The sequence below is a fragment of the Dyella mobilis genome (genome assembly GCF_016904945.1).
In the GTDB taxonomy this organism is placed as follows: domain Bacteria; phylum Pseudomonadota; class Gammaproteobacteria; order Xanthomonadales; family Rhodanobacteraceae; genus Dyella_B; species Dyella_B mobilis.
Genome location: NZ_JADIKF010000034.1, coordinates 169,609 through 192,536 on the forward strand (window position 1 = coordinate 169,609; position 22,928 = coordinate 192,536).

Genomic DNA, 22,928 nt, shown 5'->3' on the forward strand with positions numbered 1-22,928 from the left:
CGTTGCGTACGTTCGCGCGCGACGCCGGCTCACCTCGTGCGGGTCGCCACGATCGGCGGCACCGCCGCTGCACGCAACGCGGGGCCGAGCGCCGCGAGTTGCCCGACCAGCACCATCGCCGCTGCACCCAACGGCAGCCACGCCCACGGCAGATGCGGCAACTCGTAATAGCGCATCAGCCAGCTATTGCCGAAGTAGGCCAAGGCCATGCCAAGCGCCACGCCGGTACCCACGATCAGCGTGTTCTCGGCCAGGAAGTAACGCAGGATGTCGCTGCGCCGCGCACCCAGGGCTCGACGGATGCCGATCTGCGGCGTGCGCTTCTGCACCCAGAAGCCGGTGAGACCCATGATGCCGATCACCGTCACCGCCATCACCGTCAAGGCCACGCCGGCGAACAGCACCAGGGCCGCGCGGCGGCTCTTGAAGACCTCCGCGCGACGCGTCGCGTAGAACTCCGACTTGGGCGTCGAACCGGTCGGCAGCAAGGGGCCGAACTGCTTTTTGACGGCCTTGCGCACACCACGCAACGCGGCGGCGCGCATCTGCGGATCAACGCGCACCGCATAAGACAGTAGCCAGGAATCGGCCACGCGGTCGGGCAGCAACACGGTGTCATCCGCGCGGCCATTGGTAGCCATGCCCACCTGGTTGCGCAACAGGTGGCGCACCACGCCCACCACGACCGAACCGGGATCCGTTCCGTCACCGGGAGAATGCAGCAGTTGCCCCAGCGGCACGCTATCGCCGAACATTTGCCGCGCCAGCGATTGCGTGATGATGACCGGCTCCGGCACACCTTTGCCCTGGTCGCTGCCGATATCGCGATATTCGCTGGACAGAAAGTTGCGGCCGCTCACCAACTGCAGCCCGAGGGTGTCGAGCAGGTCGTCGCCTTCATAGGCGTTCGCACCCACCTTGACGCCGGTCGGGCCCGAATACGCCCGCACGCTCAGGACGCTGACGACCATCGGCAAGCCCATGGCAGCGCTCACGGCGCGCACGCCGGGCACTTCCCGCAGCGCCTCGGTGCCGGCCTGCACTTCGGCCTTCGTCCACGAGCGGTTGGGAGCGTCCAGTCCGTCGACCAGGATCAGGTTCTCCGTGTCCACGCCGCTGGGAGCGAGCATGGGCTCCATCTGCTGCCAGGCAAGAAACGACACGTTGCTCAGAATGGCGCAAGCCAATGCCACCTGCAGCATGACCAGCGTAGGCATGAAACTGCGCCGGCGCAGGGTGGAAAAAAGTATCCGGACAGACATGGCAAACTCCTTATTCGCCCTTGACCTGCAGGCCCGGCTCGACCCGCGACACCCGCCATGCCGGCAGCAACCCGACCAGCGCACCCACCATCAGCGCCGTCGCGAACAACGCCGCGAACATCGCCGGATCCAGGCGCGCAAGCCCGGAGAAGTCGTCGCTCTGCTGGCGAAGTATCCACAAGCCCAACAGAGTGAGCGGCAAGGCCAGCACGCCGCCGACAAGACACGCCAGGCCCGACTCCAGCACGTGCTGCAGGAACACCGCGCGGCGCGGCGCGCCCAGTGCGCGACGAATGCCCACGTCGCCGCTACGGTGCAGGAAACGCGCCGACAACAAGCCAATCACATTGACCATGCAAAGCAACAGGAACGAACCGGCCAGCCACACATTCAGGCGCGCGCTGTCGGGCACTACGTCGTTCTGCTTCAACCAGTCGGCCACGCCGGTCAGCTGCGAGCGCGGCGTCTTGCCGAAGCCGGCGAGGTTTGCCTGCTGCGCTACGTAGCCTTGCAGAAACTCCCGGTACGTCGCCACCTGCTGCGCCGTATCGAGCTGTACCCACACGCTCAGCGAAGCGCAGTGCGCCGCATCGACATCGGCTATGGTCGACATCTTGTACGAAGCGTCGCAGGCATCGGAGCTGTTGGGTGTCAGCCCCGCATCCAGGGCAGCCTGATACGGCACATAAAGGTTTTCGCCGCCATCGCTGCTGTAGGCGCCGAGGCTCAAGGCATAGAAGTGCGGCTGCGGCGCATAAGGTTGGATCACTCCCACCACGCGAAACAGCGTGTGCTTCAGCCGTACGGCGCGCCCCACCGCATTGGGCGTGCCAAACAGCGTTTGCGCCAGGTCGGAATCAATCATCACGACCGGCACGCGCGCGGCGTCCTCGGCCGGCGTCCAGTCCCTCCCGTAACGCAAGGCCACGCCGAACATCGGCACGAAGTCCGAGGTCGTCGCCAGCACGACCTGCTGAGGTTGCGTATGTCGACCGTCGTCGGAAACCTCGTCGGCCACCATGTCGGCCACCACGGCCTGACGCTCCGCGCGATGTGCCGACAGCAACGCCTGCGCATCGGCCAACTTGATGTTGTGAAAATCGTTGACCTTGATACCGTTCGCGGCCATGAGATCGGCGCTGGCATGGGATGGCTTCGCCAGCACCGTGTCCACCCATGCCAGGTACAAATGCTGGCTGCGCCCCGGCAACGGATCGGCCGACAGCACGTGCAGCAACGTCATCGTGGTCATGCATGCCGCCAGACCCAGTGCCACCGTCAGCACCACCAAAAGGGTGCTCTTGGGAAACCGCCGCAGCCCCCGTGCCGCCAGCTCGAAGTTATAACGAAGCACGCCCCCTCCCTGATTGCGAGTCGCTCCGATCGAAGCGCCGGCTGAAAATATTACGAATGTAATCTAAATGTCCATAGGCCACTGAAAACCGCGCGCAGCTATGGTTTGCGCCTTGCCCGCGGCGCGCTGGCTTGCTTCACGTAGTCGATCATGGCGTCGCAGAGATGGTCGTAGAGCGTGTGCACGCGCACGCTGCGGCGCAGGTCTTCGTGCATGACCACCCAGGTATCCATGTTCAAGGCAAAGGCGTCCGGCAATAGCTGCACCAGCGCCGGATCGCGTCGCGCGATGCCGACCTGGCATATGCCGATGCCATAACCGGCACGAATGGCCGCCACCGCCGCCAGGTCGTTATCCGTGCGCAAGGCAAAGTTTTCCCGCGCGTAGGGCATGCCGGCCGGACGCATGCTGCGGATAAACGGGGTTTCCTTATCGAAGCCGATCAAGGCGTGACTGACCAGGTCTGCGACGGTCTTCGGTCGCCCGTTCGCTTGCAGGTATTGCCGGTGTGCAAAGAAGCCCAGCGCTATCTTGCCGACGTGGCGCGCCACCAGCGCCTCCTGCGTGGGGCGGGCCATGCGGATGGCGATGTCGGCATCGCGCCGCAACAGGTCTTCCTGCTGATTGGATAGCGACAGCTCGATCACGATGCCCGGGTGCTGTTGCCGGAACGCCGCCAGGATCGGCGGCAGCACCTCGGCGCCGACCATCACGCTCGCGGCAATCCTCACTACGCCCGCAATGGCATCCTGCCGCGTGGTGGCGGCACGGCGCAGCGCCGCCGAGGCCGAAGCCATGGCCTGCGCATGGGCGGCCAGCTCGTGCGCCAGATCGGTGGGGCTCAATCCTTGCGGCGAGCGGGCGAACAGCGGCACGCCGAGGCTTTCCTCCAGTTCGCGGATGTGCCGCCCCAGGCTGGGCTGGGTCATGCCCAGGGCGCGCGCGGCGCCGGACAGGCTTCCCTCGCGCATCACTGCGAGAAACGAACGGTACAGCTCCCAGCCGGGCTCGGTCTTAGTCATACATATTTGTATAGCAGATCAACGCTATTAGGCAATTTTCTTTTACCTGCCCGCCACCCAGACTGTGTCCATTCCAACGGAGGACACCCTCATGCAAGCATCCAAGACAGTTCTGGTGATCGGCGCGAACGGCGGCATCGGCCGCGAATCCTGCCTGGCGCTGCTGCGCCACGGCTGGCAGGTGCGCGCCCTGGTGCGTGCGCTGCCGCCGGAAAACCAACAGCAGGGCATTACCTGGATCAAGGGCGATGCGATGAGCGCAGCCGATGTATTGAGCGCCGCGCAAGGCGTTGCGGCGATCGTGCACGCGGTCAATCCGCCCGGCTATCGCGACTGGGACAAACTTGTGCTGCCGATGATGGACAACACCATCGAAGCGGCGAGGGCCAATCATGCGCGCGTCGTCTTGCCCGGCACGATCTACAACTACGGTCCCGATGCGTTTCCGCTGCTGCGTGAAGATTCCCCGCAACACCCGCAGACGCGCAAAGGCGAGATCCGCGTGGAGATGGAACGTCACCTGGCGGATGCCGCAACCTCCGGCGTTCGCAGCCTGATCCTGCGCTGTGGCGACTTCATCGGGCCGCATGCCGGCAATACCTGGTTTTCCCAGGGCCTGGTCAAGGCGGGTTCGGAGGTGAAGACCATGCAATATCCCGGCGACTATGCGCTTGGCCACGCGTGGGCTTACCTGCCGGATGTCGCCGAAACCATCGCCCTGCTGCTGGAGCGCGAGCAAGAGCTGGCGAATTTCGAGCGGTTCCACTTCGGCGGCTTCTGGCTCGATGGCCACGCGATGCTGGAAGCCGTACGCCGCTCGGCCGGCAAGCCGCAGATTGCCGCCGGCTACTTTCCATGGTGGATGACGGCCGCGCTTGCGCCCTTCATGGTGACGCTGCGCGAACTGCGCAAGATGCGCTACTTGTGGAAATCGCCGGCGCAACTGGATGACCGCAAACTCGTCGCGTTTCTCGGCGGCCGTCCGTACACCCCGCTGGACGAAGCTTTGCGGACGACACTGACGGCGATCGGCTGCATGCCTTCGCAACGCACTGCTGCACACGTGGCGTGAGTGGATAGGACGCGTTCCGATTTTTGGAACCGGTGTTTCCCGCATGACACGCCATGCACCGTCATTGCGGAAAAAAAACGAGAACGATAGAGCGCACCGATGCACTCGATAGCAACAAACGATTTCTTGGCTTGTCGTTCGCCACCTAGATTCCATTCACCCCATCAATCGAAGGACGAAACGATGAAAGCAGCAACCCATGGGATTACCAAGACTGCTCCGCGCAAGCGCTTCCTGACCACCACTATCTTTGGGCTGCTGTCTGGCCTGTCGTTTCAAGGTGCGGCACTTGCCGAGCCGATCAACATCATCACGTTCCATGGGGCCATCAGCGAAGCAACGCCTAACTTTTCCACGATTGCATTGAATTCAGCCAAGTCCGTTGATCGCGGCCAGTATCGCGTCGACCAGGATCAGGTTTCCAAAGTCGGCGAGGAAGTCGTTCCCAAAGGCGTATTGGACTATTACGCCGAATACGCGCCACACAAGGCCAGGCTGGTGACTATTTCGTTGCGTTGACCGCCACGGCATGCCATGGGGTTGCCCCGAAATAGATCCGAGGGCAACCCGACATTTCGGTCGCCGCGCGCACCCTTCATGATGACGCTGCGTGAACTGCGCAAAATGCGCCATCTGTGGAATTCGCCTGCGCAACAGGATGATCGCAAACTCGTCGCGTTCCTAAGCAGCCGCCCGTACACCCCACTGTATGATGCATTGCGCACGACATTGACGGTGATCGGCTGCATGCCTTCGCAAAGCAGTGTGGCGCACGTGGACTGAGTCGATCGGACACGTTCCGTTTTGTGGCGTCGACGTTTCCTGCGTGACACGCCACGCACCGTCATTACGGAAAAAAGCGATAGGGCGTATTGATGCGCTCGACAGCAGCAAACGATTTCCTGGCTTGTCGTTCGCCACCTGGATTCCAATCACCTCATCAATCGAAGGAAAGAACGATGAAAGCAGCACCCCATGGAATTACCAAGACTGCTCCGCGCAAGCGTTTTCTGACTCCCGCAATCTTTGGCCTCTTGACTGGGCTGTCGTTTCAAGTCGCGGCATTTGCCGATCCGACCCACATCATCACGTTTCATGGAGCCATCGGCGAAGCAACCCCGACGTCTTCCACAATCGCGTTGGATTCCGCCAAGTCCATCGACCAGGGCCATTACCACGTCCACCACGTTCAGCTTTCCAAGGTCGGACAGGAAGTACCCAAAGACGTACTGGACCATTACGCGGAATACGCATCGACCAAGGCCAGGCTGGTGACCATTTCGCTGCATTGACTACCACGGAGTGCCATGGGGTTGCCCCGGTATTGATCCTAGGGTCACCTGACGTCCCGATCGCTACTGCTGGGTTACGCTGCGCTAACCCAGCCTACGGTTGGCGCGTCTTCGCCATTCCGTTGTCGTCAATGCCACATCGATCTGGTCGGCAAAACCTTCCAGGCATTGACTGAAGGCGCTGCGTGTTACTTGTAGGGGAATGTCCTCTTCTTCCTGCGTGACGGCGGTGATGAAGTTGGCGATCAGCAGCAGTTGATCGCGGACCTTTTCCAATCGCAGATAGTTTTTTTCGGTCAGCAGATAGCCGGACGCCGTGGCGTCCTCGTTGTGGCGCTTGGCCATTGTCGTCACTCCATGAGGGTTAAGTCACGCCGTGCATTGCACACGGCGTGATGGGTTGCAGGAAAAATCCTGCACGGAAAAGCAATACCGGCCGATATCGTTTTATCCGCTACCCGGGTTGGCCCGACGTCGCCCTGTCCGGACGCGTGTGAAGTGACTCGAAATGTGGCAGGGGAAAGATGCGGCAGTGCATCGGTGCCGTATGATGGGTTTAACCATGATCAACTCCGCTTAAGTTGGTGGTGGCCAGCGGATCGTTCGAGCGCTAACTCTTGCGATCCGCGCACTTCACTTCATACGTCGGGCGTGCGATTTCCTGAAAAACGCGGAGCACGCCCGACGTCACCAATTTCCTACTTTCGCGAGCGGCTGTATGTCGGCGCTTACGGATGGAGTGATAGGAATAAACCCCGCAAGCGCTATCGCTTTTGCGGAAAGCGCGCCGCGGCTCGACGGCATCAGGTACCGCGCGGCTTGGCGCGGTGCGTGGGCGTGGCCGTCCACGGATCGTCCGGCCAGGGATGCTTGGGATAGCGTCCCTTCAATTCCTTTTTCACTTCCGGGTAGGTGCGCTCCCAGAAGCCCTTGAGGTCCTGCGTCACCTGGATCGGGCGCCCAGCCGGGGACAACAGATGCAGCGTTACCGGAATGCGCCCGCCTGCCACGCTCGGCGTATCGGCGAGGCCGAACAGCTCTTGCAGCTTGACCGCGAGTACGGGCGCTTCGCCGGGGCTGTATTCCAAGCGGCGCGTCTGGCCGCTGGGCACGGTCAGGCTGTCGGGCGCGTGGGCATCGAGTTGGCGGCGCTGCTCGTAGTCGAACAGCGCTGCGAGCGCCTGCGAAAGATCCTCTTCCGACAACGCATCCAGTTTGCGCTTGCCTTGCAGGTAGGGCGCCAGCCAGTGCTGCAACGTGTCGAGCAGGTGCTCGTCGGAGACATCCGGCAGATCGAGCTCCGGCATCCACGCGCGCAGCGATTGCATGCGCAGGCGCAAGCGCCGCGCAGCTTCGCTCCAGGGCAAGGCATCCAGGCCGCGGTTGCGAATGGCGGCGAGCAATGCCGGGATCGCATCTTCCGCCTGCACGGGCACGCTGCGGCGTTCCAGCACGATGGCGCCGAAGCGGCGCTCCTCGAAGGCTTCCACGGCGGCGCGTTCGTCGTTCCAGCGTACGTTGCGCACGCGCTGGAATTGCGCGGGATAGTCTTGTTCGAGAATGCGCGGATCGAGCGGCGCGGCGGAAAGTATCAGGCTGTCGCGTGCTTCGTGGCGCAGGTCCAGCACCACCAGCCATGGTTCACCCAACAAGGCCGTCTGTTCGTGCAAACGCGCACCACGGCCGTTGGCCAAGGTATAGCGCAAAGGATTGCTTTCATCCTGGCGCGCAATGCGATCAGGGAAAGCATGCAGCAGCAGATCGCCCACCGCGTGACTGTGCGGCACGCCGCTTGCGGCACTGCGTACGTCCAAGCGACGGCGCCAGCCTTTGCTGGCTTGCTCGATCGCTGCCAGCGCACCGGCATCGACACCGCCATGCTGGCCGGTAGCGCTGCGGCGATCGCGCCACGCATGCAGTGCGTTGACGCGTACGCGGAAGTCGTCGCTACGTGACGCTTCTCCGCGCATCGGCGAGCGCGCATCCATCAAGGCAAGCAGATCGGCAATCAACGCATGCAACGTTTCCGGCGCACACGTAGCGGCCGCACCAAGGCGTGGCGTAGCGCCCAGCTCCAGCATGCGACGTCCCAAGGGCGTGATGCGCTCTTGCGCATCGAGTGCACCAAGCCTGCTCAGCAGTTCGCGCGCCTGCGCCAACGCGCCCGCAGGCGGCGCATCCAGCCACGGCAGGCTGGCACTGCCCCACGCCGCCAATTCCAGCGCCAGCCCGGACAGTTCCGCCTGGGTAATTTCCGCCGTGCGCGACGGGTCCAGTCGACGACTCTGCGGCCACAGCCGATACGCCGTACCTTCCGCGACACGCCCCGCACGGCCGGCGCGCTGATCGGCCGAAGCCTGGGAAATGTTTACCGTTTCCAGTCGGGTGAAGCCGGAATTGGGGTCGAAGCGCGGCTCACGTGCCAGTCCGGCATCCACCACGGTGCGGATGCCAGGTAAGGTGACGCTGGATTCGGCAACGTTGGTCGCCAGCACCACGCGTCGTGTGCCGAATTCCGCCGGCGCCAGCGCCAACTGTTGCTCGCTCAGCGACAGCTCGCCATGCAGCGCGACGATTTCTACATCCTCACGCTGCAACGATTGCGAGAGCACGCTTTGCACCCTGGCAATTTCGCGGCGGCCAGGCAGGAACGCCAGCACGTCGCCGTCGTTTTCCTCCAGCGCCTGCCGCACCACGCGCGCCAGGTGATGCTCCACGCTTTCCTGCGTGCGCGCCGGCGGATATTCCACCCGTACCGGAAAACTGCGTCCGGGGCTGCTAAGCCGCGGCGCATCCAGCCACTGCGCAATGCGCTCGCCATCCAGCGTGGCCGACATCACCACAATACGCAGATCCGGCCGCAGCGTGCCCTGGATATCCAGCGCCAAGGCTGCACCGAGATCGCCGGCCAGGTGCCTTTCGTGGAATTCGTCGAACAGGATCGCGCCGATGCCGGTGAGTTCGGGATCATCCTGGATCAGGCGCGTAAGAATGCCCTCGGTCACCACCTCGATCCGCGTCGCCGCACTCACCTTCGATTCGAAGCGAATGCGATAGCCGACCGTCTGCCCAACCTGCTCGCCCAATTGCTGCGCCATGAACTGCGCCGCCGCCCGCGCGGCGATGCGGCGCGGTTCGAGCATCACAATTTTCTTGTCGCTCAGCCATTCGGCATTGAGCAAAGCGAGTGGAACTTGCGTGGTTTTGCCGGCGCCAGGCGGCGCCTCCAGCACGAGCCTTTGTAGAGAAGTTAGGCCTGCTTGAATATCAGGCAGTAGCGAGTTGATCGGAAAATTGGGCGCGGTCATGTTCGCTATGGTAGTCCAGCGACCTAATAAAACGCCCGATCCTCTCCATTTGAACACAAATCCAAACGTCGAGGGCGCCCCGAACTTTATCGAGAGACGCCCTCAATTACTTACGCAAAGCTATTAGCTATTAGCTATTAGCTATTAGCTATTTCGAATGATGGTCCAATACTGTTTACACGGACCTAGCGTGCCCACATTTGGAATTATAAACCATCCGGCGGGTACAAAATTTGCGGAACATATCTGCAATGTCGTCCCCACTGGTTTGTCAAAGTAGCTTTCAAAAACGTATTCCACCGCTGCCTGACCTACGTTACCGCAAAGTGCATTTTGCCTCACCCCACTCCACACATAACCAGCAGGTGGAGTAAGAGTACAGCTAACCAGCGTATACAGAGGCCGAATCAAAGGAACGACTTGTGGATCAGTCGTACTTTGAGCAATCGAAGACGTCGCATAAATGGATACGAAGGAAATGACAGCAGCAAATGCTAATTTTGCTTTTTTCGCACGCATATCAACACCATCCTTTTTAATTGAATCATCCAATTGTTAAGTCACCGAATCCGGGACCTACTCACGACAATGCCATCTTCAATGGAAGAACAGGTTTATCGTCACTCATCAGACACGTCCAATTAGACAGTTCTAATTAGTAGATTCGCGTAATCACCCATTGGGACACTACTAATCCATTGAATGTACAACTGAGACCTTTGGTCGGACTACTTAATGACCAACCCTCAGGTATATTCAAGTTGGAACATACTCGGATTGAAGAGCCCACTGGCTTATCAAAATAGCTTTCGTAAATTAGAAGCAGCATTTCGTGGCCAGGCCCTCCACACGAAGCAGCATGCTGGACAGAAGTCCAGACGTACCCGTTTGGTGTAGATGTGCGGCCGCTACATCCCGACAAGATGTAATTCGGCCTGAACTTAGAAAAGTCGTAGGCATTTTCGCCTGCGTATGACAGCAATGGCAACGAACACGTTAACAATGATGCAACCACTAGGACCGACATACATTCACGCTTGAATGTTTTCACGCTCCACCTTCCTTTGTCGACTCTTTAATTCCTCAGACTCAATCATTCATTTATGCGAAGACAATACTCCAGACGCTACCTATATAGGACCAGGATCGCGTCGACTGTAATTGTGTTTTTTTGCCAGACACTTTCTATGAAATACACAATAAAACGCGACATTTCAGAAATTCCCTACAAAGAAATCATCTCTCCTGATTAGCCACGACTCTCAGCTCCAAATCGGATGATTTGAGATGTTATTCGTGGACGACGGCATCCTTTCCAACGAGGAAGGACATCGTGGCGATCAACCCGATGCGGTTCTAGTGGCCTCTGTCGCTGATAGAGTTTATGAGCTGGTACGGCACGGAAGCCAAATACTGCCGCGCGTTGTACCGCGTACGTTGGCCGCAGGGCTTTCGTTGCCCGGAATGGGCTAACCGTTCGTGATCGTCGTGAGCATGTCCACATCGTCGCGCCGAACTGTTTGCGCGAGCACGCCCTGCATCAGGTCGACTTCACGTCGGACAAGCAGGAACGCGAGCACGTCGCCGTCATTTTCTTCCAGCGACTACCACACGATGCGCGCCAGATAATGCTCCACGTTTTCCTGCGAGCGTGCCGACGGGTAGTCGACGCGCACCGGAAAGCCACCCCCCTGGCTGCTGGTGCGTGGCGCATCCAGCCACTGGGCCACACGCGCGCAGTCCAGCTCGGTCAACATCATACGATGCGCAGATCCGGCCGTAGCTTGCCCTGGATATCCAACACCAAGGCCGCACCGACATCGCTGGCAAGATGGCGCTCGTGGAATTCGTCGAACTGGATCGCGCCGATGCCGTTGAGTTTGGGATACTCCTGGATCAGCCGCGTGAAAGTGCCCACGGTCACCACTTTGATGAGCGTGACCGCACACATCCTCAATTCGAAGCGAATGCGATAGTCCACCGCCTCATCCAACTGCCACGCTATGCACCGCGCTGCCGCGTAGCGATGCAGCGCGGCTCTAGCATCACAATCTTGGTGCCTTGCAGCCAGGGCTCAGCGAGCAGCGCCAGCGAAACCTAGGGGGGGCGGCGCCAGGCGGCACCTCCAGCACGAGCTGCCGCTGTGCGGCGGGCACGCGGCGAATATCAGGAACATCGGCACGGTAATGCGCGCGATGATAATTCCGGTGCCGCCATGGACCTATGCGCAGCGTGCATGCCTCGCGGGGAGGCATGCACGTGAGCGGTACCGTTAGTGGTACGGATTGGTGACGGTGGTCGTCGGCTCAGCCGTGGTGGTACGCGGCCGCAACGGCGCCAGCGACTCGAAGCCGCTCTGGTAGTCTTCGGTGATTTGCTTGGCGTCTTCGCTGTTGGTGATCACGCGCGGGGTGATCAATACGATCAGTTCGGTGCGGGTCTTGCTCTTGCCCGTCGAACCGAACAACTTGCCCAGCACCGGAATATCGCTCAACAGCGGCACGCCCGAGCCGTTATCGGCGTTCTGTTGCTCGATCAAGCCACCGAGCAAGACAGTCTGCCCGTTCTGCACGCCGAGTTGGGTGGCCACTTGGCGCTGCTGGATGGTGTAGTTGCCCTGCGCATTGGGCGTGGCCGAGGTAGTCTGGCTGACTTGTTGATCGATGTTGAGATAGACCAATCCACCGGGATTCACGCGCGGCTGCACGTCCAGAATGATGCCGGTGGGGATGTATTGCACCTGGCCCGCGGTGGTCGGCTCGCTGCTCCCACCCACCCCGACGTAGTAGGTCTGGTTGACCGGAATCTGATTACCGACCTGGATGTGCGCGACCTGATTGTTTAGAACGACCAGCGAAGGCGCCGACAACGTCTTGGTGTTTTGACTGCTTTCCAGTGCGTTGACGGCGACCTGGAATTTGCCGTTCGAACTCAAGAAAGAATAGAAGAACGGCTGACCACTATAGGTGTTGGTCGAATTGGAATTTGACGTGGCGCCGAAGCCACCACCCAGGCCAATCATGCGGTGCGCATTCGGATTACCCGGGGTATAGCTATCGCCGTTTTGCGTACCGCCCGCCAAACCTTGCAGGTACCACTGCACGCCGTACTGGAGGTCGCCGACCAGATCCACCTCGAACACGCGCGTTTCGATCTGCACTTGCAGCGGCGGCACGTCGAGCTGTTTGACGGCGCCGAGAATCTCTTCCCATTGTGCCGGACGTGCGCGCACCAGCAACTGATTGTTGGCATCCACCGAGCTGATGCGAATGCTGCCGTCTTTGGAGCTGTAGCCCTGGTCCTGGTTGTTGTTGTTGGACAAGCCACCATTCATGCCGACGCCGCTGACACCGGTGCTACCGCCGGTACCACCGGTCAACGAGGATGAGCTACCGAAAGCACTGCTGCTGCCCGTGCCGGAGCTTGACGGGTAGCTGCTGCCCCCGGTCGAGCTACCGAGACCGCTGGACAGGCCACCCGTCGTCGAACTACCGAAGCTGCCGGCGCTGCTGCCCATGCCACTGCTCGAGCCCGATGCATTGTTGCCGACGCCCAAGGTGGTGCCACCGCCCATGCCCGGTGCGACGGCGCCGCCACGGTCGCTGCCGCCGCTACCGCCGTTGTCGGTGTAGATCATCGCGAGGTAGTGCGCCAGATCCGACGCATTGATGTTGCGCACGTCATACACGTAGAGGTGCGGCTCGTTGCCACCGCCCAAATCAATCTTGGCGATCCATTCGCCCACTTCGCTGAGGTAGTTGGGCTGCGTGCTGATCACCACCAGCGCGTTGGTGCGCTTGATCGGAATGAAGCGCAGCATGCCGGCCAGCGGCGTATCGCCTTTCGCACCGAACATGCTGTCCAGTTGCGGCATCAGGTCTTCGACGGTGGCGTGCTGCAGATTGAATACGCCGACCGACATGCCCTTGAGCCAGTCGACGTCGAAGGTGCGCACGGTGCGGTCGTAGTTGGCCAGTTCATCCGGTGTGCCGGCCACCACGATGACGTTGCGCGCGTTGTCGACCAGCAGAATCGAATCGGGGCGCGCAAACGGCTTCAGCAGTTTTTGCATCTGGTCGGCGGCGATGTAATGCAGCGGGAACAGGCGCGCCTGCATGCCGCCGGCGGGCGCCACGGCGCCGAGGCTCGGGGCAACGTTACCTTGCACGGCATCCTTTTCGGGCATCACCACGTAGCGGCCGTTGGTCTTGATCAGCGCGTTGTGGGTCCACGACAGCAGCGTTTCCAGGATCGGCATTGCCTGGCTGCTGTCCACCGGTTCGGAGGTGGAGAAGGAAATATTGCCTTGCACGCCCGGCACGATCGTGTAGTTCTGTTGCAGCAGGTCGCCCAGGATCGCCTTCACCACCGCCTGCACCGGCTGGTTTTCGAAGTTGAAGGTGACGGCGCCGCTACCGGTGGCAGCCGGACGCGGCGTCGACAGGCCGGTCGGGCGCACGAACCGGCCACTGCCGGTGCTGATGCTGGCGACCGGCGGCGCAGGAGTGGTGTTGCCGAGGCTGTTATTGAGCTGCTCGGGCTGCGGCGCCGGCTTTTCGGTGCCCGCGACGGCTTCGCGCTCCAGCGAAAGATCGGGCTGGGTCAGCGGCTTGTTGGCCGCGCAGCCACTCAGGAAAACGGCGAGCGCAATGGCGCTGACCTGCAAGCCTTGGCGTCGGTAAAACTGCGTGCGCACGTGTGTCATGAATCAATGTTCTCCCTGAGCGTTTCCGGCTTGCTGGGAACGCTGCTTAAGAATGGCGGCCCTGAGTTTTTGTAGTCGTTGTGCCTGCACGTCGTTCGGCGGAGGCATCGGGCCGGCCGGCGACGGTTGCATCATGGCGCGATTTGGCATCGGCCGTCCGGGGCCGGGGGGCGTGCCGGGCGGTCGATTCATCGGAATCGCCCCTGGCGCTGCAGGCTGATCTATGGGTGCACCGGCCGGCAATTTTAGTTCCGTACGGCCGCTGGAGGAGGCAAATATGGCCGAACGCGGCAGCACCCTGATCAGTTTCCAGGGGGTATCAGGCACGTTGCTGCCCTCCTTCACCCGCACTTCCTGGCTGCTGTCGTCGTCCTTGTTGGTGCTGGGGTGGATCGGGCCCAGCAGGGCCATGTGCAGGGACGGGGTGAGAATGATGCCGGTGAGCTGCAGGTCGCCCAGGCTTACGCCGCCGGAGTCGCCCCCGCTGGATACGATCGGCTTGCGGTCGCTGCTGAACAACGGGTGCTCCCACACCTGCGCGTAGCTAGGCAAGGCGGGTGGCGTAGGCAGGGCGACGTTGTGCACGGCAGGCAGCGGCGGCGTTTCGCGTGGCGCATTCCAGCTCACGCCATGACCGACGCCGAACAGCAGGGAAAGAAAGGCGACGCCAAGCACGGCGGCGGCGGTGCCGACCATGGGCGTGAGACGGCGCTGGGAGGCGGCATTCATTGCGCATCGTCTCCCGTCGCGTTGTCGCCGTTCGCATTGGCCCCGGGCGCATTGGCGGGCGCATTGACATAACCGGCCAGGGTGAACTGCACCTCCAGCGGCACGCCCCCGCCTTTCTGCGTGTTCATCAGCGGATTGCGGTAGACGCTGAAATCCTGCACGAACAGATACGGCTTGCCCTTTTCCAGCGTGTACAGCAGGCCGACCAATGGCTGCATGTCGCAGTGCAGGCTGATGCTCACCACCACCTTGCGATAGGGATCGCTGGAGACAGTGGTGGGATTGGGTACCGGCATCTTCTGGCTGACTTCGCAGCTGCCTTCCTGTGCGTGGGCGGCGGCGTCGTCGACCACACGCTGCATCAGGCCGGCTGCCGCCGCGTTGGGATCGCTTTCCGGCAGAAAGGTGCTGCTGTCGGCCTGGTCGTGCCCCAGCTCGGCCAGGCGCTTTTGCAGTTGCGGTTTTTCCGCAATGGCGGCGGCATAGCGGCTTTGCGTATCGCGCAAATCGTCCATCTGGCTGTCGACGTCGCGCAGCGGCGCGACGAACCACCAATGCAGCAACACGAAATACGCCAGCAGCACGACCAGCAGCAGCAAGCCGATGGCGGCCAGGCGGCTTTCCAACGGTTTCATCGGGCGCATGTTCATCGCGCCGCTCCCGTGCTGCTGCTCGCCGCCGGCTTGGCATTGCTGGGCGCACGCACTTGCGCATCCATGAAGAAGCGCTCCTTGTTGGTCGCGGGATCGCGCTGGATCACGCCCTGGAAATTGGCACCGGTGAGGAGCTTGCTGCTCTGCAGTGCGTCGATCAGCGATGCGGCCTTGGCGCTTTGTCCCTGCATGCCGACGTGTCCGCTGCTGTCGACGGTAAAGCGTTCCAGCCAGGTGTCGTCGGGAATGCGCGTGGTGAGATCCTGCAGTATGTCGACCACGGCCACGGTATCGGTCTTGCGCCGCGCGAGGAAGCCGGATGCGCCGGCGCTGTCTTCCAGTTGCTTGCGCAGCTCGGAAACTTTTTGCGCGTCGGCGTGCATGTCGTCGACCTGCGTCTGCATGGCGGCCAAGGCATCGTCGCGGTTGTGCAGCCACTGTCCGAGACTCAGCAACAACAGCAGTGCGGCGGCGCCGGCCAGCGCAAGGTTCAAGCGGCGGCGCGGATCGCGATGCACGCGTGCCACACCCGGCGGCAACAGGTTCACACCCAGCCGCTTGTCGCCCTCACACAGATCCACGGCATCGATGGCGATGCCGGCATGGCGCAGCAGATCGAGCCGTGCATCGACCACCGCACGCGGCGTGGCAATCAGCTCGGCGGCGATGCGCCCGGATGGCGCCGGGCCGGGCAGCTCGCGCAGGTCGTAGTACACCTGATCAGTGCGAAACGGCGTCTGGCGATCCATTTCAAAGGCGCCGATCTGGCGCAGATTGTCGCGCGCCGCGTCGGGCAACAGCAGGCGGCGGCGCAGTACCAGCTCCTGCGGCAGGCACAGGGCCAGGCGCAAATCCTGGCTGTCCACGCCGGCTACGGCGGCACCCAACGCGGACTGTTGCGAGGGCGCGTCGAGAGCATCGCTCCACGGCGCCGATGCCTGCGGCTGGCCGCTGCGGCGAACCTGCCACTCGCCATTGTCGTGCCGCAACAGGCACCACACGTTGCCGCCGCTGAAGAAACCCTGCCAGCGTACCGGCAGCAAGGTGCGCAGCTCACCGCTCCACCAGTCCAGAAAGGCCGGCAAAGGCGACCCGCGCCAGGCGCGGCGTACACGTTCCAACTGCGGTCGCAGTGTCTGCGTAGCGGAATTCACTCCCCATCTCCCTCTTGCCAGCGCAGCACCGCAAAAGCTTGCGAACCGGGCCGAAACCCTTGCAAGCGCACGGTGGCGCGCAATACCGCACGCGTTCCATCGGCGAGCACGGCCTCCGACCGAATACTATGCGTGATGCCATTGTTTGCGACCAGCCCTACCCCGCCTGCATTCGCAGCGGCGTTGCCGGGGCGCGCGGCTATCATCGCCGCCGCCTGTTGCAGGTTCATGCCGGGCGGAATGGAGGCTAGCGCAAGCAATGGCGCCGTGCTCGGATCCGGAGTGGCACGACCCGACCAAATCGTGACGTAAGGCGCAACCGCCTGGTAGATCGCCGGCGTTACCCCCAGCACCATCTGCAACTCCTCCACGCTGGCGAAGGGTGCATTGCGCGGACCGTAGTCGCGCCCGGCTGCCGTATAGACGGCGGCACGCTGCGCCACCTGTTGCGGGGTCATGGGGAAACTGCGCCAGTCGACGACAGCCTGGGCGATGGCCGCGGCGTGCTGTGCATCCACGCCGGCGTTGCGAAAGAGATTGGTGAGCACGTCGGGCGAGGCGGCATTGAGGTCCACCTTGCCGTTTTCGGAAACTGCCGAGACCGCAATCTTCGCGCCCTCGAAGGCGAACGGATAAACGCGACCGTCGGCCACCCAGCGATCATTGATGTTCGGCGCCTGCAGCGCATAGATCGCACGCATCACACCCGCCTCCGCCGCATAGTGCGCGCGCGTCTGCTGAAACTGATAACTGGCCTGCAAACCTTCGGTATGCGCCAGCACCGCATAGCCGCCGAGCAGGATGGCAAGCAGCGTGCACGCCCACATCACCACCAACAGGGCGACCCCGCGTTGCGCGCGCTTCATGGTCCGACTCCCGGACCGTGCAAGCCGCGCAGCAGATTGCCCGGCGCCTGCGAGGCTGCCGCATTCACGCGCAACGGCGCACTTAGCAGCGGCCACTCGCGGCCGTTGCGCAACGCCAGCTTGATGGTGACCACATTGGGCATGTTGCCGGCGAATTTCCAGTCGCTCTGCCAATCCATCAGCTTGCCTTGCTGATCCAGACCGCGATAGCTGAAACCGCCGTCGACGATGCCATCGAGCAGCACCTGTGGATCGCCCAACGGCTTGGGCTTGCTGCCATCCGGCGGAAGCACCGCCAGGCTCGCCACCAATTGCTTGCCTTTGTCGCCGTCGGAAACCAGTTTCACGTCGACGATCTGCGGGCCGCTCACACCGAGATAGCCGGGCAGCGGCGCCACGAACTGCATTTCGTTGCTGCTGCCGATGAAATAGATATTGTTATTGTTGTCGTCGTGCGCGATGGCCTGCGTCATCGCCTGCTCCAACTCGCGGCGCAAAAACATTTGCGCGGAACGCACCTGATCCAGCTGCTCGATTTTCAGCGTGCCGGCCTGCACCGTGTGGGTGGCCGAGCGCACGCCCGAATACACGCCCAGCAGCAACAGCGCCATCAGCATCAGCGCGCCGAGGACTTCCAGCAAGGTGAAACCGGCTGCGCGCTTCATAGCGAAGGAGTCGCGTTGTTGGGGCTGCCGATGCGCAGCGTGCTGAAATGCGCCTTGCGCTCGAAGGGTGCCGAGCCCCACATCACGTCGAGGTCGAGCCGGTACATCTGCATGGCGCTGGCGTTGGCAGCGGGTTGCACACCCGGCGCTACCCACGGGGTTACCTGCAGGCGCCAGCGGTAGTGATTGTCGAAGTGCCCTTCGGTAACGCCGGTCTGGATGGGATCGAGCGCGAAGCGCGTATCCAGCAGCGAGCGCGCCCACAATGCCGCCTGGGTGTGTTCTGACGCGTTCTGCGAGAGGCGGATCGATCCGCCCGCCACTTCCATCAAGGCGCCGAAGGTAACCGCCAACAGCAGGATGGCCGCGATCACTTCGAGCAAGCTGAAGCCGCGATGGCGGCGAGGCGGCGTGCTCATGAATGTGCCGCCGTGTCGAAGAACGTGATCGCGCCGGTCAGCCAGGACACGTTGACGTGCCATTCGCGCTTGCCGCTGCGCAAGGTGATGCGCCCGCCGGTGGAGCTGCCATCGGGAAAGAAGCGAATGCGCGCCACGTCGCCGCCACTCTGATCCTTGGTGGCGCTGGTCACTTCCACGTCCAGGCCCTTGGGCAGGCGCACGCTGCGCTTGTCCACACCCTGGTAACTGTCGCCGCGCACGTCGATCTGGAACGTACTCGGCTGGCCATGCACGATCGCCTGCGTGCGCGTGGCGCGCAGCGATGCGGCGATCTCGCCGGCCGCTGCGTTGATGCGCGCACTGGCCAGGCCGCGTGCCACCGAGATCGATACGGCTGCCGCCGCGATGCCGATCAGGATGATGACGGCGAGCATTTCCAGCAGGGTGAAGGCGCGCTGGGTGTGCCGCAGGGAAACGGGTAACGGGGAACGCAAAGATTTGCGCGATACCGCGCGCACTCCCACGTTCGACGAATCGTTTTTCCCAAAAGAGGAACGGGCACGAATCACGCGATGAGGCAGCGCCCCATCACGTTCCCCGTTCCCCGTTACCCGTTCCCCGTTCATTACTGCCAGTTCCCCACGTCGGCGTCATACCCTTCGCCGCCCGGCTTGCCATCGCGCCCATAAAAAATCAGGTCGTAATTGCCGTGTTCGCCGGGATATTTGTAGCCAAAGTCGTGGCCCCACGGATCCTTCAACTGCGAAGGCTTCACGTACGGTCCCTGCCAGTTGTTGGCGTTGGCGGGCTTGGTTACCAGATCCTGCAACTGTGCCGGCGGCGAACCGTTGTCCAGGGCATAGCTGTCGATGGCCTGGCTGAGCGTGGTGACCTGTGCCTTGCCCGCGCCGTACTTGCCCTTGTCCACGCTGCTGCCGACCTGGCGCACCACGATGGCACCTACGATGCCGATCAGCACGATGACCGCCAGCATTTCCAGCAAGGTGAAGCCGGCGCTGCGGGAAGGGTTACGCAGTTGCCGGGTTCGCGGATATCTGTACTGCATGGATGCATTTCTCCGTTTTCTTGTAGCGTGAACGACAGGGGTACGCCGATCGGACGAAGCCGATCATTGAATGTTGCTGGTAAGGCTGAGCAACGGCAGCAGGATGGCCGCCATGATGATGGCCACGAATACCGTCATGACGATGGTGAGCGCGGGCACCAGCGCAGCGAGCAGGCGATCGATGGAGCGGCGGCTTTCCAGCTCGAAGGTGTCGGCCACCTTCAGTAGCATGGTGTCCAGTTGCCCCGCCTCCTCGCCCACCTGCACCATCTGGATGGCCAGCCGCGGAAAGCGCTGCGAATGCGCCAGCGCCAGGCTGAGTCCGTTGCCGCCCTTGACCATGTCGGTGGCCTGGACCAGCGATTCGTCCAAGGCCTTGTTGGACGTGACCATGCGCGCAATGCCCAACGCGGAGAGCAAGGGCACGCCGTTTTTCACCAGGGTGCCGAGCGTGCGGGCCAGGCGCGCGGTTTCCACCTTCAGCACCAGCGGGCCGACCAGGCGCATCTTGAGCAGGCGTTCGTGCCAGGCCATGCGCATGGCGGGATCGCGCATGCGTGCGCGCCACACGAACGCGCCGCCGATGATCAGCACCGCGATCAGCCACCACCAGTCCTGCAAGGTGGTGCCCAGCAACAGCACGGCGCGGGTGATCCACGGAATCGGTACCTGCATGTCCTGGAAGATCGGCACGAACTGCGGCACGACATAGGTCAGCAACAGCAGCAGCGAACCCAGCACGCCGACCATCAGGAACGCCGGATAGATCAGCGCATTGATGATGCTGCCGCGCAATTGCTGGCTGCGTTCCAGGTAATCGGCCAACCGGCGCAGCGTATCTTCCAGCGAACCGCCGACTTCGCCGGCGCGCACCAGCGCGATGTACAGCTTGGGAAAAACGCCGTGCTCTTCATCCAGCGCCTGCGACAACGGCGTACCGCCGCGCACGCGGTCGCGCACGCGCTCAATCAGTTTCTTGGCGTGTTCGCCCTCGGGCAGGTCCAAGAGAATGCCCAGCGCGCGATCCAGCGGCTGCCCCGCACCCAGCAGGGTGGCGAGCTGATGGGTGAACTGCGCCAGCTGATCGCCGCTGAACGGACCGCGCTTGAACAGGCCGGCGAAACCGCCGCCTTCCCCGGCGGCATCGGCGGGTTTGGCTTCCAGCGGCGTGTGGCCCTGATCCTGCAGGCGCACGATCACTTCATCGAGGCTGGACGCCTCCATCTGTCCCTGCATGATTTCGCCGGTGGCACTGACGGCGCGGTAGCGGAACTGGCTCATAAAGGAAACAGCTCTTCGCGTTCGCCTCCTCTCCCCTGCGGGGAGAGGATTGAGGTAAGGGGCCAGGCTTGCGTGATGGCCGCATCGGAGCGCGCGCCGATGAAGGGGCTGCGCAAGAGCCGCCCCTCACCCCAACCCTCTCCCCAAAGAGGAGAGGGAGTAAAAGCGGCGGCGTCATCCTTCCTGCGTAACACGCAACACCTCCTCGATGGTGGTGATGCCTGCCACGGCCTTGGCAATGCCATCCTCGTACATCGTGCGCATGCCTTCGACGCGCGCCTGTTTCTCGATCTCGCCGGCATCGGCGCGCTGCATCACCAGGCGGCGCAGGGAGTCGCTCATCACCAGGAACTCCATGATGGCGCGACGGCCACGGTAACCGGTGGGATTGGACGCGCTGCTGCCTGGTTTCCACAAGCGAATCGGTCGTTCGTCGGTGTACTTCTCCAGCTCGAATTGCTCGACGACTTCCGGTGGTGCTTCGTAGGGAATCGCCGTTTCCGGATCGAGGCGGCGCACCAGGCGCTGCGCCAGGATGCCGTTGACGGTGGAGCCGAGCAGATAATCCTCCACGCCCATGTCGAGCATGCGGGTGACGCCGCCGGAAGCGCTGTTGGTGTGCAGGGTGGACAGCACCAGGTGGCCGGTGAGCGCGGACTGGATGGCGATGCGGCAGGTTTCCAGGTCGCGCATTTCGCCGATCATGATCACGTCCGGATCCTGGCGCATGATCGAGCGCAGCGCGTTGGCGAAATCCAGCCCGATCTGCGGCTTCACCTGGATCTGGTTGATGCCTTCGAGCTGGTACTCGACCGGATCCTCGACGGTGATGATCTTCACCCCCGGCGTGTTGATCTTCGACAGCGCCGTGTACAGCGTGGTGGTCTTGCCCGAACCGGTCGGACCGGTCACCAGCAGGATGCCGTGCGGGCGCTGCAGCACTTCCACGAAGCGATCCTGGAAAGCGCCAGTAAAGCCGAGCGAGGCGAAATCGAACACCACCGTTTCGCGGTCGAGAATACGCATCACCACCGATTCGCCGAAACTGGTGGGCACGGTGGATACGCGCAGGTCCAGTTCCTTGCCTTGCACGCGCAACTGGATGCGGCCGTCCTGCGGCAGGCGGCGCTCGGCGATGTTGAGCTTGGCCATGATCTTCACGCGGCTGATCACCGCCGCGGTGGAACTGGATGGCGGGGCTTCCACTTCGTGCAACACGCCGTCGATGCGGTAGCGCACCTTCAGGCGGTTCTCGAACGGCTCGATGTGCACGTCCGAAGCGCGCTGTTCCACCGCGCGCTGCAGGATCAGGTTGACCAGGCGGATCACCGGCGCCTCGGAAGCGAGATCGCGCAGGTGTTCCACGTCGTCTTCTTCGGCGGCGCTGCCGTCGAGGTTTTCCACGATGGTGCCCATGGCCGAACGGCCCTGGCCGTAGTAGCGCTCGATCAGGTCGTCGATTTCCGAGCGCAGGCCGATGCACAGCGATACCGCCTTGCCCGAAGCCAGGCGCACGGCGTGCAAGGGATACGGATCGGCCGGGTCGGCCACCACCAGGGCCAGGTCGTCCTCGCCGGAACGTACCGGCACCACGTGCTGCTGCTTGAGAAAGCGCAGCGATATATCGAGGTCGGCCGGCGGCATGTCCGGCACGTCCTTGATGGCCAGCAGCGGCGCATCCAGGCGTTCGGCCCAGGCCTCGGCAAGGTCGCGCTCGGACACCAGGCCCAGCCGCGCCAGCAAGGCGGTCAGCGTGCCTTCCGGGGCCTCCTCGTGCAGGCGCCGGGCACGTACCAGATCGTTGTCTTTCAGGCGCCCGCGCGCCACCAGCAGTGCACACACTGCCGATTCATGGTCATCCGTGGCCTTGGCTGCCCCAACGGACGCCGGCTTTACGACTGCCGACATGCTCCACCCCACTCGTGACTGACATCTCAAAAAACGCATCCTTGCCTACCCGACGTCCCCTAGCGTCGAACAGGCGAATCCCATTCGTAACACATCCACAAAGCGACTGGCGAGCCTTGCCAGGCAAGCTGCCGGCACGTACGGGTCAGCCGTTCATGCAGGACTGGGCGATGGCACTCAAGGAATGGGA

At 62.6% G+C, this 22,928-nt stretch carries 22 protein-coding genes; 4 read left to right on the forward strand and 18 right to left on the reverse strand.

Annotated elements, in window-relative coordinates; all coding sequences use genetic code 11:
• Nucleotides 1–29: 29 nt before the first annotated feature.
• From ISS99_RS03690 to ISS99_RS03700, 3 genes are all read right to left on the reverse strand, one after another.
• Nucleotides 30–1,262 carry an ABC transporter permease gene (locus ISS99_RS03690; protein ID WP_204630234.1) on the reverse strand — a complete coding sequence of 411 codons (1,233 nt, stop codon included), beginning with the start codon at nucleotides 1,260–1,262 and terminating at the stop codon, nucleotides 30–32.
• 10 nt (nucleotides 1,263–1,272) lie between these two features.
• Nucleotides 1,273–2,616 carry an ABC transporter permease gene (locus ISS99_RS03695; protein WP_204630235.1) on the reverse strand — a complete coding sequence of 448 codons (1,344 nt, stop codon included), beginning with the start codon at nucleotides 2,614–2,616 and terminating at the stop codon, nucleotides 1,273–1,275.
• 98 nt (nucleotides 2,617–2,714) lie between these two features.
• Nucleotides 2,715–3,638, reverse strand: coding sequence for a LysR family transcriptional regulator (locus ISS99_RS03700; RefSeq protein ID WP_204630236.1), 924 nt, complete (start codon nucleotides 3,636–3,638; stop codon nucleotides 2,715–2,717).
• A gap of 91 nt (nucleotides 3,639–3,729) precedes the next feature.
• Here ISS99_RS03700 and ISS99_RS03705 point away from each other — a divergent pair, with 91 nt between their 5' ends.
• The 4 genes from ISS99_RS03705 to ISS99_RS03720 all read left to right on the forward strand — a co-directional run bounded on the left by ISS99_RS03705 (nucleotide 3,730) and on the right by ISS99_RS03720 (nucleotide 6,002).
• The gene (locus ISS99_RS03705) at nucleotides 3,730–4,710 is read left to right on the forward strand and encodes an NAD-dependent epimerase/dehydratase family protein (RefSeq protein WP_204630237.1); all 981 of its coding nucleotides are present in this window, start codon (nucleotides 3,730–3,732) and stop codon (nucleotides 4,708–4,710) included.
• A 183-nt stretch (nucleotides 4,711–4,893) separates the two neighbouring features.
• Nucleotides 4,894–5,229, forward strand: coding sequence for a hypothetical protein (locus ISS99_RS03710; RefSeq protein ID WP_204630238.1), 336 nt, complete (start codon nucleotides 4,894–4,896; stop codon nucleotides 5,227–5,229).
• Between the two features lie 78 nt (nucleotides 5,230–5,307).
• The gene (locus tag ISS99_RS03715) at nucleotides 5,308–5,493 is read left to right on the forward strand and encodes a hypothetical protein (RefSeq protein WP_204630239.1); all 186 of its coding nucleotides are present in this window, start codon (nucleotides 5,308–5,310) and stop codon (nucleotides 5,491–5,493) included.
• A 176-nt stretch (nucleotides 5,494–5,669) separates the two neighbouring features.
• Nucleotides 5,670–6,002 (forward strand): hypothetical protein, encoded by a 333-nt coding sequence (locus ISS99_RS03720; protein WP_204630240.1) that lies wholly within the window; start codon nucleotides 5,670–5,672, stop codon nucleotides 6,000–6,002.
• Between the two features lie 84 nt (nucleotides 6,003–6,086).
• Here ISS99_RS03720 and ISS99_RS03725 read toward each other — a convergent pair whose 3' ends face one another.
• From ISS99_RS03725 to gspE, 15 genes are all read right to left on the reverse strand, one after another.
• The gene (locus ISS99_RS03725; protein WP_204630241.1) at nucleotides 6,087–6,347 is read right to left on the reverse strand and encodes an XAC0095 family protein; all 261 of its coding nucleotides are present in this window, start codon (nucleotides 6,345–6,347) and stop codon (nucleotides 6,087–6,089) included.
• A 458-nt stretch (nucleotides 6,348–6,805) separates the two neighbouring features.
• A complete protein-coding gene (gene hrpB / locus ISS99_RS03730) occupies nucleotides 6,806–9,310 on the reverse strand; it encodes an ATP-dependent helicase HrpB (RefSeq protein ID WP_204630242.1) in 2,505 nt (834 codons plus the stop codon).
• A 1,604-nt stretch (nucleotides 9,311–10,914) separates the two neighbouring features.
• Nucleotides 10,915–11,070 (reverse strand): hypothetical protein, encoded by a 156-nt coding sequence (locus tag ISS99_RS03735; protein WP_204630243.1) that lies wholly within the window; start codon nucleotides 11,068–11,070, stop codon nucleotides 10,915–10,917.
• The gene (locus tag ISS99_RS03740; RefSeq protein ID WP_204630244.1) at nucleotides 11,067–11,291 is read right to left on the reverse strand and encodes a hypothetical protein; all 225 of its coding nucleotides are present in this window, start codon (nucleotides 11,289–11,291) and stop codon (nucleotides 11,067–11,069) included. The genes ISS99_RS03735 and ISS99_RS03740 overlap by 4 nt, the downstream gene beginning before the upstream one ends.
• 291 nt (nucleotides 11,292–11,582) lie before the next feature.
• Nucleotides 11,583–14,015, reverse strand: a complete 2,433-nt coding sequence (gene gspD, locus ISS99_RS03745) for a type II secretion system secretin GspD (RefSeq protein ID WP_204630245.1) — start codon at nucleotides 14,013–14,015, stop codon at nucleotides 11,583–11,585.
• Nucleotides 14,016–14,018: 3 nt separating this feature from the next.
• Nucleotides 14,019–14,744: a general secretion pathway protein GspN gene (locus ISS99_RS03750; RefSeq protein ID WP_204630246.1), complete on the reverse strand. Its 726-nt coding sequence runs from the start codon at nucleotides 14,742–14,744 to the stop codon at nucleotides 14,019–14,021.
• Complete coding sequence (gspM, locus tag ISS99_RS03755) at nucleotides 14,741–15,394, reverse strand: type II secretion system protein GspM (protein ID WP_204630247.1); 654 nt, start codon at nucleotides 15,392–15,394, stop codon at nucleotides 14,741–14,743. The genes ISS99_RS03750 and gspM overlap by 4 nt, the downstream gene beginning before the upstream one ends.
• On the reverse strand, nucleotides 15,391–16,551 hold the full coding sequence (locus ISS99_RS03760) for a PilN domain-containing protein (protein WP_204630248.1): 1,161 nt from the start codon (nucleotides 16,549–16,551) through the stop codon (nucleotides 15,391–15,393). Before ISS99_RS03760 ends, gspM begins: the two co-directional genes overlap by 4 nt.
• Nucleotides 16,548–17,417, reverse strand: coding sequence for a type II secretion system minor pseudopilin (locus ISS99_RS03765; RefSeq protein WP_204630249.1), 870 nt, complete (start codon nucleotides 17,415–17,417; stop codon nucleotides 16,548–16,550). Before ISS99_RS03765 ends, ISS99_RS03760 begins: the two co-directional genes overlap by 4 nt.
• On the reverse strand, nucleotides 17,414–18,082 hold the full coding sequence (locus tag ISS99_RS03770) for a prepilin-type N-terminal cleavage/methylation domain-containing protein (RefSeq protein WP_204630250.1): 669 nt from the start codon (nucleotides 18,080–18,082) through the stop codon (nucleotides 17,414–17,416). Before ISS99_RS03770 ends, ISS99_RS03765 begins: the two co-directional genes overlap by 4 nt.
• Complete coding sequence (locus tag ISS99_RS03775; RefSeq protein WP_204630251.1) at nucleotides 18,079–18,501, reverse strand: type IV pilus modification PilV family protein; 423 nt, start codon at nucleotides 18,499–18,501, stop codon at nucleotides 18,079–18,081. The genes ISS99_RS03770 and ISS99_RS03775 overlap by 4 nt, the downstream gene beginning before the upstream one ends.
• Nucleotides 18,498–19,007 (reverse strand): GspH/FimT family pseudopilin, encoded by a 510-nt coding sequence (locus ISS99_RS03780; protein WP_425490425.1) that lies wholly within the window; start codon nucleotides 19,005–19,007, stop codon nucleotides 18,498–18,500. The genes ISS99_RS03775 and ISS99_RS03780 overlap by 4 nt, the downstream gene beginning before the upstream one ends.
• A gap of 101 nt (nucleotides 19,008–19,108) precedes the next feature.
• Entirely contained in the window at nucleotides 19,109–19,549 is a 441-nt protein-coding gene (gene gspG / locus ISS99_RS03785) for a type II secretion system major pseudopilin GspG (RefSeq protein ID WP_204630253.1), read from the reverse strand.
• A 63-nt stretch (nucleotides 19,550–19,612) separates the two neighbouring features.
• Nucleotides 19,613–20,830 (reverse strand): type II secretion system inner membrane protein GspF, encoded by a 1,218-nt coding sequence (gene gspF / locus ISS99_RS03790; protein WP_204630254.1) that lies wholly within the window; start codon nucleotides 20,828–20,830, stop codon nucleotides 19,613–19,615.
• Between the two features lie 174 nt (nucleotides 20,831–21,004).
• Nucleotides 21,005–22,738 (reverse strand): type II secretion system ATPase GspE, encoded by a 1,734-nt coding sequence (gene gspE, locus ISS99_RS03795; protein ID WP_204630255.1) that lies wholly within the window; start codon nucleotides 22,736–22,738, stop codon nucleotides 21,005–21,007.
• Nucleotides 22,739–22,928 lie beyond the last annotated feature (190 nt).